At 32.5% G+C, this 16177-nt stretch carries 11 protein-coding genes; 8 read left to right on the top strand and 3 right to left on the bottom strand.

The window, feature by feature from the left end:
- Positions 1 to 68: 68 nt before the first annotated feature.
- Positions 69 to 1823 (top strand): 1-deoxy-D-xylulose-5-phosphate synthase, encoded by a 1755-nt coding sequence (gene dxs / locus DIS18_RS06260; protein ID WP_109352146.1) that lies wholly within the window; start codon positions 69 to 71, stop codon positions 1821 to 1823.
- A 102-nt stretch (positions 1824 to 1925) separates the two neighbouring features.
- Positions 1926 to 2306 carry a hypothetical protein gene (locus DIS18_RS06255; protein ID WP_109352145.1) on the top strand — a complete coding sequence of 127 codons (381 nt, stop codon included), beginning with the start codon at positions 1926 to 1928 and terminating at the stop codon, positions 2304 to 2306.
- Positions 2307 to 2677: 371 nt separating this feature from the next.
- Here DIS18_RS06255 and DIS18_RS06250 read toward each other — a convergent pair whose 3' ends face one another.
- Positions 2678 to 4018: a deoxyguanosinetriphosphate triphosphohydrolase gene (locus tag DIS18_RS06250; protein WP_109352605.1), complete on the bottom strand. Its 1341-nt coding sequence runs from the start codon at positions 4016 to 4018 to the stop codon at positions 2678 to 2680.
- Positions 4019 to 4179: 161 nt separating this feature from the next.
- Here DIS18_RS06250 and DIS18_RS06245 point away from each other — a divergent pair, with 161 nt between their 5' ends.
- The 3 genes from DIS18_RS06245 (at position 4180) to DIS18_RS06235 (ending at position 8881) form a co-directional block, all read left to right on the top strand.
- The gene (locus DIS18_RS06245) at positions 4180 to 4563 is read left to right on the top strand and encodes a carboxypeptidase-like regulatory domain-containing protein (protein ID WP_109352144.1); all 384 of its coding nucleotides are present in this window, start codon (positions 4180 to 4182) and stop codon (positions 4561 to 4563) included.
- A gap of 303 nt (positions 4564 to 4866) precedes the next feature.
- Complete coding sequence (locus DIS18_RS06240; RefSeq protein WP_109352143.1) at positions 4867 to 7674, top strand: TonB-dependent receptor; 2808 nt, start codon at positions 4867 to 4869, stop codon at positions 7672 to 7674.
- A gap of 37 nt (positions 7675 to 7711) precedes the next feature.
- Positions 7712 to 8881, top strand: a complete 1170-nt coding sequence (locus DIS18_RS06235; protein WP_109352142.1) for a multidrug transporter — start codon at positions 7712 to 7714, stop codon at positions 8879 to 8881.
- 74 nt (positions 8882 to 8955) lie between these two features.
- Here the strand turns inward: DIS18_RS06235 and DIS18_RS06230 are convergent, their stop codons facing one another.
- On the bottom strand, positions 8956 to 9273 hold the full coding sequence (locus tag DIS18_RS06230) for a toxin-antitoxin system YwqK family antitoxin (RefSeq protein ID WP_109352604.1): 318 nt from the start codon (positions 9271 to 9273) through the stop codon (positions 8956 to 8958).
- A 387-nt stretch (positions 9274 to 9660) separates the two neighbouring features.
- On the opposite strand from DIS18_RS06230, the gene DIS18_RS06225 reads away from it, so the two are divergent.
- The 3 genes from DIS18_RS06225 to DIS18_RS06215 all read left to right on the top strand — a co-directional run bounded on the left by DIS18_RS06225 (position 9661) and on the right by DIS18_RS06215 (position 14203).
- Entirely contained in the window at positions 9661 to 10863 is a 1203-nt protein-coding gene (locus tag DIS18_RS06225; protein WP_109352141.1) for a porin, read from the top strand.
- Positions 10864 to 10935: 72 nt separating this feature from the next.
- A complete protein-coding gene (locus DIS18_RS06220) occupies positions 10936 to 13209 on the top strand; it encodes an inorganic phosphate transporter (RefSeq protein WP_109352140.1) in 2274 nt (757 codons plus the stop codon).
- A 130-nt stretch (positions 13210 to 13339) separates the two neighbouring features.
- Positions 13340 to 14203, top strand: a complete 864-nt coding sequence (locus DIS18_RS06215; RefSeq protein ID WP_109352139.1) for an OmpA/MotB family protein — start codon at positions 13340 to 13342, stop codon at positions 14201 to 14203.
- A gap of 174 nt (positions 14204 to 14377) precedes the next feature.
- Here the strand turns inward: DIS18_RS06215 and DIS18_RS06210 are convergent, their stop codons facing one another.
- Positions 14378 to 16174, bottom strand: coding sequence for a ribonucleoside-diphosphate reductase subunit alpha (locus tag DIS18_RS06210; RefSeq protein WP_109352138.1), 1797 nt, complete (start codon positions 16172 to 16174; stop codon positions 14378 to 14380).
- Between the last annotated feature and the right edge of the window lie 3 nt (positions 16175 to 16177).

The following is a 16177-nucleotide window of genomic DNA, read 5'->3' as shown; positions in this document are numbered from 1 at the left end:
AATGCACATTTTAACATTAATAGAAAAAAACAAAAAAACTACCTAATAAATTCTTGTACTTTTGTGTTGTGCAAAAAAGTCTATTAAGCAATATAAATTCACCCAAAGAGCTGCGTCTTTTAAACCAAAAAGACCTTCCGCTACTTGCACAAGAGTTACGAGAATTTATCATAAACATTGTAGCCACTAAAGAAGGCCATTTAGGAGCCAGTTTAGGAGTTGTAGAACTCACCATTGCTTTACACTACGTATTTAACACTCCAACAGATCAACTTATTTGGGATGTTGGCCATCAAGCTTACGGGCATAAAATACTAACAGGGAGAAAAGATAATTTCCATACGAACAGACAATTAAATGGTATTAGCGGTTTCCCAAAACGAGAAGAAAGCGAGTATGACACCTTTGGTGTTGGGCACTCTTCTACTTCTATTTCGGCAGCTTTAGGAATGGCGATTGCTTCGCAACTAAAAGGTGAAAACAAACAGCATATTGCTGTAATTGGTGATGCTTCTATTGCTAGCGGAATGGCTTTTGAAGGACTTAATCATGCCGGAGTTACCGATGCTAATATATTAGTTATTTTAAATGATAATGCTATTGGTATCGACCCAAGTGTTGGCGCATTAAAGCAATATTTAACCAACGTAAAAAAGGGTACTCAAAAACAAGATAACATTTTTGAAGCCTTAAATTTTGACTATTCAGGGCCTATTGATGGTCATGATATACATACGGTTATTTCAGAATTAGAACGTTTAAAAACTGTAAAAGGACCAAAGCTTTTACATGTTATTACTACCAAAGGTAAAGGCTTAAAACAAGCTGAAGATAATCAAGTAAAATATCATGCTCCGGGGAAATTTGATGCTAAAACAGGTGATTTAATTGTCAAAACTGCCTCTAGGCAGCCGCCAAAATATCAAGATGTTTTTGGACATACCATTGTAGAACTCGCAAAACAAAATAAAAACATTGTGGGTATAACTCCTGCAATGCCAACGGGAAGTTCTCTTAAATACATGATGACTGAAATTCCAGACCGCGCTTTTGATGTGGGGATTGCAGAACAACATGCTGTAACCATGGCAGCAGGTATGGCAACACAAGGTTTAATTCCGTTTTGTAATATCTATTCCACCTTTTTACAACGTGCTTACGACCAAATTATACATGATGTGGCCATACAAAAACTACCTGTTATTTTTTGTTTAGACCGTGCTGGTTTAGTTGGAGAAGATGGTGCCACACACCACGGTGTTTTCGATTTAAGTTATTTACGATGCATCCCAAACCTTATCATATTTGCACCTAGAAACGAGATGGAGCTACGCAACATTATGTACACTGCTCAATTAGGTTTAGAGCAACCTATAGCTATACGTTACCCTAGAGGACGTGGTGTTACTATAAATTGGAAACAACCCTTTTCTAAAATAGAGATTGGAAAAGGTGTTGCGCTTAAAACTGGACATAAACTTGCTATTTTAAGTATGGGCACCATAGATAGAAATGTTACTGAAGCCATTAAAAATTTAAACGTTTCTCATTACGATATGCGTTTTGTAAAGCCTTTGGATGAAAACTTACTGCATACCATTTTTAAAACTCACGATACGGTTATTACAGCTGAAGATAACGCTATTAATGGTGGTTTTGGAAGTGCTGTTTTAGAGTTTGCTTCTGAAAATAATTATAAAAACACTATTAAAACACTGGGGGTTCCTGATACTTTTATTGAACATGGTAGTGTTGATGAACTTCAAGAATATGTTGGTTTGGACGCTGATAGTTTGAATATCATCTTTAGGCGTTTTTTGTAAAGACCTCTTCTTGACTTTCTAAGAAAAATCAACTAACTTCGTTTAACGTCGGATTTAAGTCATTAAAACGACGCATATCCGTAAAAACATTGTAGTTAATTTATGAGCCTAAGATTACTTTTTGGAATACATGGAGTTGAATCAAGACAAAAGTTTCACGCTAAAATTGTTGAGTTTTATATAAACATAGCGAATGGAAATGTTCCGAAAAATATAGTAAACTCACTCAGTTGGAAAATTGCCAATGAAGTACATGGTGATTACAAAAGATTCTGGATACAATATCCTAAATCTAGAAAAAGATATTCAAAGCTTTTACTAAAAGACCTTGATCATCCGCAAGTTCATGAACAAATAATTTATTACTTAAAATCTAATCACTTAGAAAAATATGTAGAATATGGTTCTGTTCTAATTGAATTATCACATGAGGAATTCCTGAAGTATGAAAAAAGTCGTGAAGAATTCCAAGATATGTTCTAAAAATAAACAAAGTGTATAGTTCATTACTCGGAAATTCTTATCGGAAATTCTATCGCTTCTGAACAATGGGTTCGCAACTATTTGTTTTCTTAGTACGGATGCAACAAAACCATACACGTTCACGTTAAACGAAATTCTAAAATTTGGTGTTCACCCAATAGCAAATAAAAGTATATTTTTAGGATAAAACTTCTTTAGCGGAAAGTTGCGTTAGGGATTGCAACGGCATCCTTTTTAAAGCTTAGAAAACTTAAAGTTTATACAGAACTATAATTTAAAAGATTGCCACGTCGCTCACTCCTCGCAATGACACTTTAAAAAGATATAGTGTAAAGCCCGACCCTTTTCGGGGTAACGCCCAAATAATCTTTTTAAAAACTAATACCTTTTATCTTTTTATAATCTAATATCGCCTTGCTATCGGAGAGTAAAGACACGTAATAACACACGCTTGATAAGCGGTTGTATAGGCTAGAATTGTTTGTTTTGATAGTTTTTGGTAAACCTTTTAAAATGAGTTTATCGTAATTTGATGCAGTGTTGTTAAAACTATTATTTACAGCGTTTGTGTATGTGTTTAGTAGCATGTTTATAACGCCATAACCTGCAATTTCTTTATCGATAACCTCTGTAGATTGGTAAATGTTTTCGATACTAATTTTTATAATGTCGTTTATTTGGGCTTCGTATTTGCTTTTATCTAGTAAGGCGCAATCGAAATTGCCGTTTAAAATAGCATCTTCGTGTTTCATAAAAATATTAACAGCATCATTAATTAACGAGCCAATGGCTAGAGCGCGCAAATAGCCTACGCGGTCTTCTTTAGTGGAAAGCGCATAATAGTTTTCTGGTTTGATGGTTTCTCTAATAATTTTGGAGAGGTATTCTAGCGCAAATTCTTCTTGAATGAGGCCTAGGTTTATACCGTCTTCAAAATCTATAATGGTGTAACAAATATCGTCTGCGGCTTCTACTAAATATGCGAGTGGATGACGTGTATAACTAATGTGTTTATCGCTACGTTTTAGTAATCCCAACTCGTTTGCTACGTCTTGAAAGGCTTCTTTTTCGGATTGGAAAAATCCATATTTTTTATCTGCTATGTGGTTTGTTGGCTTTTTAGGTAGCGACTCTTTTGGGTATTTCATAAATGCACCAAGAGTGGCGTAGCTTAATCGTAATCCGCCTTCGCGTCCTGCTCTGCTTTCAGTTAGAATTTTAAACCCATTAGCATTCCCTTCAAAATCGCATAAATCTTGATATTCTTTATCGGTTAGTTGACTTTTAAACTGCTTACCTTCTCCTGTTTTAAAAAATTCGCCTATGGCTTTTTCTCCTGAATGTCCGAAAGGAGGGTTTCCAATATCGTGCGCTAAGGCTGCTGCTGCAACTATGGCTCCAAAATCGTTAGCTTGATACCCAAGCGTACTTTGTAAATGTGGGTGTTTTTCTAATAGTTTTTGACCTACGCGTCTACCCAACGAACGCCCAACAACACTTACTTCTAAACTGTGTGTTAAACGTGTGTGCACAAAATCAGTTTCAGAAAGTGGAATAACTTGCGTTTTATCTTGAAGACTTCTAAACTCTGATGAAAAGATAACACGATCGTAATCTACCTCAAAACCTAAACGGGTTTCATCTTGTTCTTTACGGATGCGTTTATTGGTGTCGCCATAGCGTTTTAAGGAGAGAAGTTGTTCCCAGTTCATAGTCATTTTTTAAGTTACGGCAAGATAATAAATTCGGTAAAAAATATCTTGAGAAATCAGTTAACATTAAGGTAACATTTTAATCATGGTTGTTTAATAATTTGGTAACACATAATTGTGGTGTCTGAGTGTATTTTTGCAGTGTAATTTTGAATAATACAATGAAACAAATTTTATATATAGCCTTATTTTTTATCTCTGCACTATCGTATGCACAGAGTACCGGTTCTATAAACGGTAACTTATTAGATTTTGAATCTAATAACCAGCCTTTAATGTTTGCTAAAGTTTCAATTAAAGAAACCGGTGCTACAGTTTTATCTGATGAAAAAGGTGTTTTTAAGTTTAAAAACCTAAACGATGGTGAATATACTTTAGTAAGTAGCTTTACAGGCTATAATACTAAGGAAACAAAAATTACAGTTGCTTCAAACAAAATAGTTACAGCTAAAATTGTTTTAGAAGCAAGTACCATATCTTTAGAAGATTTAGTTGCAACAATGGCAAGCGCAGATAATAGCTCATCTTCTACTGTAAATAATTAGTTAGTTTAGTTAGTCATATTTATTGTCTAGTTAACAATAAATACATTTTAAAAAAGAAGCTTTCCTTCAAAAAGGAAAGCTTCTTTTTTTCATTATATACTGTTTTTCTATTCTCCTTCAATCATTTAACTATTCTGATTTATAGCAAATAATTTTTCAATGTTAACTAAATGTAACCTTATAGGGAAAACAGTACCAAATTGGTAACATTAAGCTAACGCTTTTATTACGGTTCTTTAATCCTAAGGTAACACAGTATTTACAATACGGTAGTTTCTTTGCGGCAAGAAATTAAATGAACTAATGAAAAAATTTATACTGTTATTTACACTCTTAATCACTGCGTTTACTTATGCTCAGGACACAGGTTCTGTAAGCGGAAAGCTAACTGATAAAGAATATAATAATGAGCCTTTAGCGTTTGCTAATGTTTTAATAAAAGGAACAACTAAAGGAACCACTTCTGATTTTGACGGACTTTATACTTTTAATGATTTAGAAATAGGGTCTTATACTTTAGTATTCAGTTTTGTTGGATACGAAACACAAGAAATTCCAGTAGAAATTACGGCTGGAAATAATACTGAAGTAAATGTATCGATGAGTGCTAGTGCTGCATCTTTAGATGAAGTAATTATTACAACCACTACTACAAGAGAAAGTGAACAAGCTTTATTGACTCAGCAAAGAAAAGCTGTTGAGATTAAACAAAGTATTGGTGCACAAGAACTTTCAAGAAAAGGTGTAAGTGATGCTGCTGGGGCGGTTGCAAAAATCTCGGGGGTCTCAAAACAAGAAGGGTCAAGCAATGTTTACGTGCGTGGTTTAGGTGATAGATATTTAAATACAACCATGAACGGTTTATCATTACCATCAAATGATATAAACAAAAAGAATATTGATTTAAACCTATTCTCTTCTGATGTGATTCAAAATGTATCTATAAGTAAAGCTTATGCTGCACAATTTTATGGTGATTTTGCTGCGGGTAATGTAGATATTACTTCAAAAGAACACAACGGTGGTTTCTTTGTTGATGTATTTTCAGGAACTGGTTTTAACACCAACGCTATTGGTAAAAATTTTGTACGTAGCGAAGGGTCAGGTTATTTTGGATACTATGGAAGATATGATCACAATCCTTTTGCAATAATTTTATCGCATGGTGTAGATCCTGTTAATGTTGATACTCCAGTAAATGTGGCTTATGGAGCCTCTATTGGAAATTCATTCAAATTTGAAAATGGTTCTAAATTAAGCATGTTTTTTACCGGTAGTTTTGAGAATAACTATGAATACAGAAGCGGAAAAAATGTTGATTTTACAACTGTAGAAAAGAAAGCTTTTGAAGAATCAGAAGAGTTTGAATACGGCACTACATCAACAGCAATGGCTAACTTAAAATACAAAATTAATGATGATAATCGCTTGAGTTTTAATTCGGTTTTTATCAATAGTTCTTCAGATGAAGTTGGTTATTTTGGTATTGATGGAAATGGTAGAAACAGAGATGCTATTTTAGATACAGACCAAGGTTTTTATCAACAAAACATACAGTTCGATCAAACTAGAATGTTTGTAAATCAGTTATTAGGAAATCACAAATCTGGTAAACTAGAATTAGATTGGGGATTTGGATACAATAAAGTATTCTCAGATCAACCTGACAGAAAGCGTTTTAGTGTTGAAAATTATCAATTTGCACTAGATAACGACCCAAATACTAACCCAACATTTTACAGTAATGTAGTATTTGACAACCAACGTTATTTTCAAAAAATTGAAGACGATGAATATAATGGTAGCATTAATTTAGCTTACAAAGCCAATGATAATTTAAAATTGAATTTTGGATATAATGGGCGCCATAAAACAAGACAGTTTAATAACATAAGGTATGGTTATGATATTGTTGAAGGTGGGTATCAAATTACTGATGTAAATAATTTTGATTCAGTTTTCAACCTAGAAAATTTAAATCTTAATGAATCTTCTAACGGAATTTATGAATTAAAAGTTATCAATCCTTATCCAGGTTTATCAAACACAAACAGACCAGGCCTTTTTGAAAACACGTATAGTGGAAAATTAAATATTTATTCTGGTTATGCTGATGCAGAAATTACTGCTGGAGAAAAATGGTTGTTTGTCCCTGGTGTAAGACTTGAAAGCTTTGAACAAAATATTTCATATGATGTAATTAACTTAGGGAATGATGGAGTCGATTCAAAAACATCAAAAGAAACGTTCATCCTACCTAGTTTAAACATCAAATATGCATTAAACGATGAGCAGAACCTTCGTTTATCAGCAAGTAGAACGGTTTCTACTCCTGAGTTTAAGGAAATTGCTCCGTTTGTTTATGAAGATGTATCAACAAGAATAGGTGGTAATCCAGATGTCCTTGGATATTCAGACATCTTAAACATCGATTTAAAATACGAGTGGTTTTTTGGAAAAAGTGAAATCTTCTCTTTAGGGGCTTTTACAAAACAAATTGACAATCCAATTAATTTAGTAGTAGTTGGTGATGCAACAGGAACACAGCGTTATGTAAGAACTGGAGACCAAGCAACTATTTATGGTTTTGAAGTAGAACTAAGAAAAAATCTTTTAATTGATGAAGATGAAAACACCAATCTTTCTTTTGGAATAAACGCTACGTATATGAATACGAAGCAAGATTTATATGAAACTATAGATGGGACTTTCGATTTAGCATTCAATAGAAATGAAGACGAATTACAAGGTGCTTCTCCATTCTTATTAAACGCAGATGTTAGTTATTCACCAACAAACTTTAAAAACTATAAGCCTGTTGCCAATTTAGTATTCTCATATTTTTCAGATCGTATTGATGCATTAGGTTCAGGAGATTTAGGAAACATTGTTGAAAAAAGTGTTCCTACTCTAGATTTTATTTGGAAAAATACTATTAAAGAAAATTTCGAAATCAACTTCAGTGCTAAAAACATATTAAATCCAACCATTCAATACGTAAGAGAAGATCAAAACTTAGGAGATGTTTTGGTTGTTTCTGCAAACGGAAAAGGCGTAACAGATTACAAAAGAGGGCTAAACATAGGGCTTCAACTTAAATATAAATTTTAAAAAAAATTAATCAAAAATTAAATTAAAAACGATAACAATGAAAAAACAAATAATCTTAGGCTTAGCATTAGTTTCAATGGTATTCTCATGCTCAACTGACGACACTGCTGATATTGTAATAAACGATAACAGCGTTGTGAACAACACTACAGGAGGAGGAACAACAAATTCTGCAACTATTTTCTTATCTGGAACTTACACAGAAGATTTAACTCTAGACGCTAATAATACCTACAAATTAAATGGGTCGTTAATCATGACAAGCGGAACAACATTAACTATTCCAGCAGGTATGACTATTGAAGCTTTAGCTTCTGGAGCAGATGTTTATGTTGCTATTTCTCAAGGCGCTCAAATTATTGCTAATGGTACCGCTGATAATCCAATTGTTTTCACTTCTGATGCTTCTAGTCCTGCATCTGGAGATTGGGGAGGTTTAATTATATTAGGTAATGCACCTATAAACTCTGTAACAGGAACTGCAACAGCAACTTCAGAAATAGCAAGTTTACCTTACGGTGGAAATGTTGCAGATGACAACTCTGGATCTTTAAATTATGTTCGCGTTGAATATTCTGGTGGTGCAGCAGATGGACAATCTGAAAACAATGGATTTTCTTTTTACGGTGTAGGAAACGGAACAGATGTAAATTATATTCAAGCTTACGCTGGAAAAGATGATGGTATTGAATTTTTTGGAGGAACTGTAAATGCAAGTTTTGTTTCTGTGATTAATGCAGAAGATGATTCAGTAGATTGGACTGAAGGATATTCAGGAACATTAACTAATGTATATATTTCAAACAGAATAACTGACGATAAAGCTATTGAAGCTGATGGATACAATACAGATTTCAGTAATGCAACAGGTATATTCTCTAAACCTATAGTTAATAATTTAACTATTGTAGGCGAAGGAACTGCTGCAGGACACTCAGAAGCTGTAAGACTAAGAGCAGGAACACAAGGTATCTTTTCAAATGTTCATATTACAGGGTACATTGAAGGATTTGATCTTGACGATTTAGATACAGGAAACGGAGTAGTTAGTGATGACTTACAAGTAACAGGTGTTACCTTTGTTGATGTAACAACTAACATGAAAAACGATACAACAGTAACTTTTACTGATGCAGATTTTTATACTGGCGAAGGTACAGGTACAGCTACAGATTATGCCACTTGGGGAGCAGGTTGGACTAAGTAGTAGCATTAAATAATACAAAATAAAAAAGCATCCTAAATAGGATGCTTTTTTTGTGTTTCATTTTTCTATAAAAGTTATAGAGATGCTACGTTATTTTCGTAATTGACTTCTTTTTTAATTCCGTCAATCCAATAGATCCATTTGCCGACTTTTTTTCCATTATCATAATTTGCAGAAACTGTTTTTTTGCCTTCTGTGTCATATCTTAACCAAACACCTTGAAGTTTACCATCTGCTGTGTAAGATCCTGTTTGGCTTACAACACCATTGTCGTGATAATAAACTACATCAATTAAATTCGTGTCTTTATTAAGTTTTAAATCTCTCTTCTGCTCTTGAGCAAAAGAAACCACAGTAATTAAAAAGGCAAAAACAAATAATAACTTCTTCATAATTATGGGGGTTTTAACATTATCTCTCAAAGATATATAATCGATAACATTTACACAACTTTTACTTAACATTAAGATAACATTAAAGACGTAACTATTTGTTTGTCAGATATTTAATTTTAAAGATTTAACATTGGAATATTAATAATTAATTAATATTGAGGTTACGTTAAGATTATCTTAAACAGCGATATTTGTAATGTCTTAAGACAAAATCAATTAGTATTTCATATAACTATTAGTTTTTGTCGACTACATTATCATGATTTCTAATGAGACTGCCTTTGGCCAAGGCAGTCTTTTTTTGTTAAATAATTTAACAATAAGGAAACATTAGACCCACAAAATATTTGGTTATTTGCAGCGACAAAAACTAATAAATTACTAATGAAATTAAAATTTTTCTTAGTGCTATGTCTTAGCGCTATTTTTACAGTTACATCACAGGAAATAAGTGACACTTCATTCGGGAAAGGTCTAATCAATTTTACAGCTAAAGACAGCTCATTCAGTATAAAATTTGCACCTCGTTTTCAAATGCGATATATGGGATCATGGAATCATGATGGAGATCAATATGGCGCTCCGGAACATAACATACTTATAAGACGTGCACGTTTAAAATTTGACGGTTTTGCTTATAGCCCGAAATTAAAATACAAAATTGAGTTAGGACTTTCTAACCGAGATTTATCTGGTGGTAATCAATTTAATCGAAATACACCGCGTTACATTCTTGATGCCGTTTTAATGTGGCACTTTGCCAAAAACTGGGAGCTTTGGGCTGGCCAAACTAAATTACCTGGTAACGTTGAGCGTGTAATATCTTCTGGTAATCTTCAACTTATAGACCGTTCTTTACTTAACAGTCGTTTTACTTTAGACCGTGATATTGGTGTTCAATTACGTCATAAGTTTTATTTAGGTAACAACTTTTTAATACGCGAAAAAGTAGCACTTTCTCAAGGTGAAGGAAGAAATGTTACAGAAGGAAACGAAGGTGGATTACAATATACTGGACGTTTAGAATTGTTACCATTTGGTGCTTTTAAGTCTAAAGGCGATTACAGTGCTTCAGATTTAAAAAGAGAAGAAAAGCCAAAACTATCTTTAACATTCACTTATAACTTTAATGAAAATGCCGTTAGAGAAAGAGGTTTTGCTGGCGATTATATGATTAGAACAGATGGTTCTATATACGAGACAGACCAAACCACTATATTTGTAGATGCTATGTATAAGCACAATGGATTCTCTTTTATGGGAGAGTATGCTAAAAGAACAGCAGATAATGAAATTGCTACAGAACTTGATGGTGTAACACCAACTGGAGATGTTGTGTTAACAGGTAATGCATTAAACTTACAAGCTGGATATTTATTTAAAAGCAATTATGAGATTGCGGGTAGGTTTACAACTTTAGATTATGAAGCAATTACAAATGCACTTCCAGTTAAACAATATACTTTAGGCTTTAATAAGTTTGTTCATGGGCACAAATTAAAAGTACAAAGCGATATAAGCTATACATCCCTTGATGGAAACGATGATAACATTACATTTAGATTAGGATTTGATTTTCATTTCTAAAACATAACATTTAGGTAACTTTATACTCACATAGTATTGTAATATTTGCAAACTTATTTTAATTAAAAAATTATGGATAATATTTATTTATTAATGCTAATTGCCATAACTGCACTAGCTGTGTTTGATATTATTGTTGGCGTAAGTAATGATGCTATTAATTTTCTGAATTCTGCAATTGGTTCTAAAGTATTGTCTTTAAGAACAATAATGATTGTTGCTAGTTTAGGTATTTTTATTGGAGCCGTTTTTTCTAGCGGAATGATGGAAGTAGCTAGAAAAGGTATATTTATTCCAGCACAATTTGAGTTTGGAGAGATTATGCTAATTTTTATGGCAGTAATGATTACTGACATTTTACTATTAGACTTCTTTAACACACTTGGGCTTCCAACATCAACAACTGTTTCAATTGTATTTAATTTATTAGGAGCAGCTGTAGTAATGTCATTAATTAAAATAAGTCATTCTGAAACTGAAACTTTTTCAGATTTGGTCAACTATATAAATACTGAAAAAGCTATTACAATTATCTCAGGTATTTTATTATCTGTTGTTATTGCTTTCTCAGTAGGTGCAATTGTGCAATGGGTCTCTAGACTTATTTTTACGTTTAATTACGAGAAAAAAATAAAGAGTTTTGGAATCATCTTTGGAGGTGTTGCACTTACAGCAATTACTTACTTTATATTTTTAAAAGGACTTAAAGGCACACCTTACTATAAAGAATTAAAAGGATTATTAGAAGGTAATGAGGTATACACCATTCTTGGAAGTTTTGTATTCTGGACATTGTTTTCATTCATATTCGAAAAATTGACTAAAAAAACTGTACTACTTGTAGTAATTGCTATTGGTACATTTGGATTAGCCTTAGCATTTTCAGGAAACGATTTAGTAAACTTTATAGGTGTGCCAATGGCAGCTTATCATTCTTATGAAGCTTGGGTTTCTGGCGGTATGGATGTAGCTATGTCAATGGAAGTTTTAGACAAAAAAGTACCTGCAGAACCTTTATTACTTTTTATAGCTGGTACTATAATGGTATTAACCTTATGGTTTTCTAAAAAAGCAAAAACAGTTGCAGAAACAGAATTAAGTTTGTCGCGCCAGGGTGAGACACACGAAAAATTTGAACCTAATTTATTATCTAGATCAATTGTAAAAGGATCAACTCAATTATCCAACTATTTTAGTGTTCTTTTACCAAAATCAGTTCAGAAAAAGCTTGCTAAAAGCTTTGATAAACCAGAAATAGTTCTAACTAAAGATCAGAGTATAGATGCGCCTGCATTTGATATGATTAGAGCATCTGTAAACTTAATGGTGGCTGGTGTATTAATTGCAATTGCCACTTCAATGAAATTACCATTATCTACTACTTATGTTACTTTTATGGTAGCAATGGGTACCTCTTTAGCTGATAAAGCTTGGGGAAGAGAAAGTGCTGTATATAGAGTTGCTGGTGTATTAAACGTAATTGGTGGATGGTTTGGTACTGCTCTTGGCGCATTTATTGCTGCAGGAACTGTGGTATTCTTAATCAGTTGGAATCCTAAAGTAATGATCCCAATTTTATTACTTTTAACTGCAATTTTATTATACAGAAATTACAAATCTCATAAAAACAAATCGTCTAAAACTCCTGATGAAGATAGTTTAAAAACAACTGGTAGTAGTTCTGTACAGGGTGTTATTCTTGAAAGTGCTGGAAATATTTCTAATGTTGTAAAACGTGGAAATAAAATTTATTCAAATGCTGTAAATGGGTTAGCTAAACAAGATTTAACCTTATTAAAAAAGAATAAAAAGCAGGTTGATAAACTATCCGAAGAGGTTGATAACCTTCGTGATAATATCTTCTATTTCATTAAGAATCTAGACGAAACTAGCTTACGTGCAAGTAGTTTCTACATTAATATTTTAGGGTATTTACAAGATATGACACAATCTTTAGAGTACATCTCTAAAACAAGTCATAAGCATATTAATAATAATCACAAGAAACTTAAATTTAGTCAGATTAAAGAATTGAAGGAAGTTGATGATGCTCTTGAATCTCTTTTTAATGATACTAAAGTGGCTTTCGACTCGCAATCTTTTGAACAAATAGGTTCTATAATTAATCGTAAGAAAGAGCTATTCGATTTAGTAACATCTAAAATTGTTAAACAAGTTTCTAGAACAAGAACAGAAGAATCTAGTCCTAAAAACACAACATTATATTTTGGAGTTTTATTAGAAACTAAAGATTTATTAACGGCAACCATGAATTTATTAGAAGAGTATTATAACTCTCATGATAGTTCTGTTGAACCAGCAACAATTTCTGATACTGAAGAATAATGTAATATTTTTATAAAATCAATCTCATAAAAGCATCTCGAAAGAGGTGCTTTTTTTATGAAAAAAATATTTTTTCCAACATCTATATTTTCATTTCTATCGTAAATAATACAAACCTAAAGTTATTATTATGAAGAAAATTTCAATTTTATTATTAGTTACAATTTTTACTGTTTCTTGTGTTTCAAAAAAGAAATATATAGCCTTACAACAAGAAAATGGTGAGATTAAAAGTGAATTACAAAAAACAAGAGTTGCTAAAGAAGATTTAGAAGCAAAGTTTGATAAAATTCAATCAAGAGTTGAAGCTTACAATTCTAAAATAGCCTCTCTAAAACAAGAAAACAATACTAAATTAGATGCTGTTGGTAATATAGCAGTAATGTCTAATGCTTCTAAAGAGAATATGCGTGAAACTTTAAAAAATGTTGATGCCAATAAATTAGCTCAAGCAAAGACACTTAAAGATTCCATGAATTTGGCTGTAGCCTATAATCTTGAAAAGACAATTAGCGAAAGCAACATGAATGAAGATGATGATTTTGCTGTAAATATTAATGAAACTGTTGTAATGATTTCTATTGCAGATAATATGTTATTTAATTCTGGTAGCTATAGATTAAGTTCTAAAGCGGATACAGTTTTACAAAAATTAGCTGATGTAATTAACTCTGAACCTAGCTTAGATGTTATGGTTGAAGGACATACTGATTCTAGAACTATAAATACTGGACACATTGCTGATAACTGGGACTTAAGTGTTTTAAGATCTACATCTGTTGTTCGTAAGCTACAAGAGAAATACAATGTAGCTCCAGAAAAATTAATTGCAGCTGGTAGAAGTAGCTACCAACCTATTGCTGAGAATGATTCTAGAGAAAACAGATCAAAAAATAGACGTACAAGAATTATCATCCTTCCAAACATTGATAAGTTTTTTGCTTTAATGTCTGAAAACGATAATACAATTGCCGAAAACAATATATTAGATTAATTTAATCCATTACTAATATTATAAAAAGCATCCCCATTGGGATGCTTTTTTGTTTTAAACATTATGATATAAAAAAGCACCTCTTCCGAGGTGCTTTTCTAAAAATTTGGGGTTCCCCCTTGCGGGGGAACAAACCCAATATTAATATTATAATTCAAACATTAAATTATTCTATTAACCTTCACAACTAGCACATTCTTTCTTTTGCTTAAATTTCTGTGCTGCATTCATACTGTGTTGGTAATACAATGATTTAACACCTAGTTTCCATGCGTTAACATAAATCTTATTAATATCCTTAACTGGCATATCTGGGTGCACCATAATATTTAAGGATTGCCCCTGGTCTATATGGTTTTGCCTGTTTGCTGCCTGATAAATAATAGTCATTTGATCAATTTCAGAATAGGTTTTAAATACATCTTTTTCATGCTCAGTAAGACCTTCTAAATGTTGAACAGAGCCATCGTAATCACGAATACTTCTCCATATTTCTGGTGTATTCATTCCTTTTTCTTCCAAAAGCTCTAATAAGAAAGGATTCTTAATCGTTGTTTTAATTTTTGCAATATCTTTAACATAACTATTAGACCAAATTGGCTCTATACCTTGTGATACCTGTCCTAATATAAAAGCAGAAGATGTTGTTGGAGCTACAGCATTTAAAGTTGTATTACGTCTTCCGTATCCTTTTAACACTTCTGGCTCTCCAAATAATTTTGCTAATTCTACTGACGCTTTATTAGATTTTTCTTGAATCGTTTTAAATATTTCACTATTTAAATTAAAAGCCTCCTGACTATCAAAACCTAACATTTTAGATTGTAATAATGAGTGCCAACCTAAAGCGCCCATTCCTAAAGCTCTATTTTCTTTCGAGAAATTATAGGCTTTCTCCATAAACAAGAATGTTTGTCTATCATCACGATCTGTTGAATCTCTGTAAACTTCTAACTTGGTAATAAATTCTTCTAAAACTGCATCTAGAAAATACACCATAGTTTCAACTGCATCTGTATCTTTCCATTTATCATAATGCAATAGGTTTATTGAAGATAACACACATACAAAAGACCATTTTTCATTAGTAGGTAACATGATTTCTGAACATAAATTACTTGCGTAAATTTCATGTTTCTTATCTTGGTAACAATCTGGTGCAGCATTATTTGCATTATCTCTAAAGAAAATATAAGGGTAACCTATTTCTCCTCTACGTTGTAAAACTTTTGCCCAAATAGCTCTTTTTTCAGTATCACCATCAATCATTTCTTGCATCCATTCATTACCAACTGTAACACCATGTGTTAACTCTTGAATTGGATTACCTTCTGTTCCTATTTCTAAAAACTCATTGATATCATTATGCTCAATAGGTAAATACGGAGAAAAACGCCCTCTTCTCACAGAACCTTGACTTACAACATCTACCATTTTTTCAAACAGTTGCATAATATGTACTGCTCCTGATGATTCTCCATTATTTTTTACTGGTGCGCCTCTATGGCGAAGTTTACCAAAGTAACCAGAAGTACCACCACCTAATTTAGACATCATACCTACTTCTGATTGTGTATAAAGGATATCACCCATATCATCAGAAATATGCGAACCAAAACAACTAATTGGTAAGCCACGTTTTTTACCAAAGTTAGACCAAACAGGCGATGCTAAAGAATAATAACCTTCTGCCATGTAGCCATAAAACTTGTCTGCAAAACCATCTATTTTTAAGATTTTTTCTGCATTAATGGCTATCTCCTTAATACGTTCTTCGGGTGTTGTACCTTCGGTTAGGTAACCAGATGCTAAAAATTGACGACTATGCTCTGTTAACCATTTTATTTCTGGTTCAGCTTTCAATTCTTTTATAGCTTCTTTTCTGGCTTTAATTAATTCATCGTGGTTAGAAGTTTTTGTTGCTTCTTGATTCACTTTTTGTTCGAGGTCTGGATTAATGTGGTTGTTCATAGT

Source organism: Algibacter marinivivus, from assembly GCF_003143755.1.
Taxonomy (GTDB): Bacteria; Bacteroidota; Bacteroidia; order Flavobacteriales; family Flavobacteriaceae; genus Algibacter_B; species Algibacter_B marinivivus.
This window is presented reverse-complemented; position numbering and strand designations above follow the sequence as displayed.

Coding starts and splice junctions, on each gene's coding strand:
- DIS18_RS06225 (WP_109352141.1), top strand. CDS start 9,661: ATGAAATTAAAATTTTTCTTAGTGCTATGTCTTAGCGCTATTTTTACA.
- DIS18_RS06210 (WP_109352138.1), bottom strand. CDS start 16,174: ATGAACAACCACATTAATCCAGACCTCGAACAAAAAGTGAATCAAGAA.
- DIS18_RS06215 (WP_109352139.1), top strand. CDS start 13,340: ATGAAGAAAATTTCAATTTTATTATTAGTTACAATTTTTACTGTTTCT.
- DIS18_RS06255 (WP_109352145.1), top strand. CDS start 1,926: ATGAGCCTAAGATTACTTTTTGGAATACATGGAGTTGAATCAAGACAA.
- DIS18_RS06245 (WP_109352144.1), top strand. CDS start 4,180: ATGAAACAAATTTTATATATAGCCTTATTTTTTATCTCTGCACTATCG.
- DIS18_RS06250 (WP_109352605.1), bottom strand. CDS start 4,018: ATGAACTGGGAACAACTTCTCTCCTTAAAACGCTATGGCGACACCAAT.
- DIS18_RS06240 (WP_109352143.1), top strand. CDS start 4,867: ATGAAAAAATTTATACTGTTATTTACACTCTTAATCACTGCGTTTACT.
- DIS18_RS06230 (WP_109352604.1), bottom strand. CDS start 9,273: ATGAAGAAGTTATTATTTGTTTTTGCCTTTTTAATTACTGTGGTTTCT.
- DIS18_RS06220 (WP_109352140.1), top strand. CDS start 10,936: ATGGATAATATTTATTTATTAATGCTAATTGCCATAACTGCACTAGCT.
- DIS18_RS06235 (WP_109352142.1), top strand. CDS start 7,712: ATGAAAAAACAAATAATCTTAGGCTTAGCATTAGTTTCAATGGTATTC.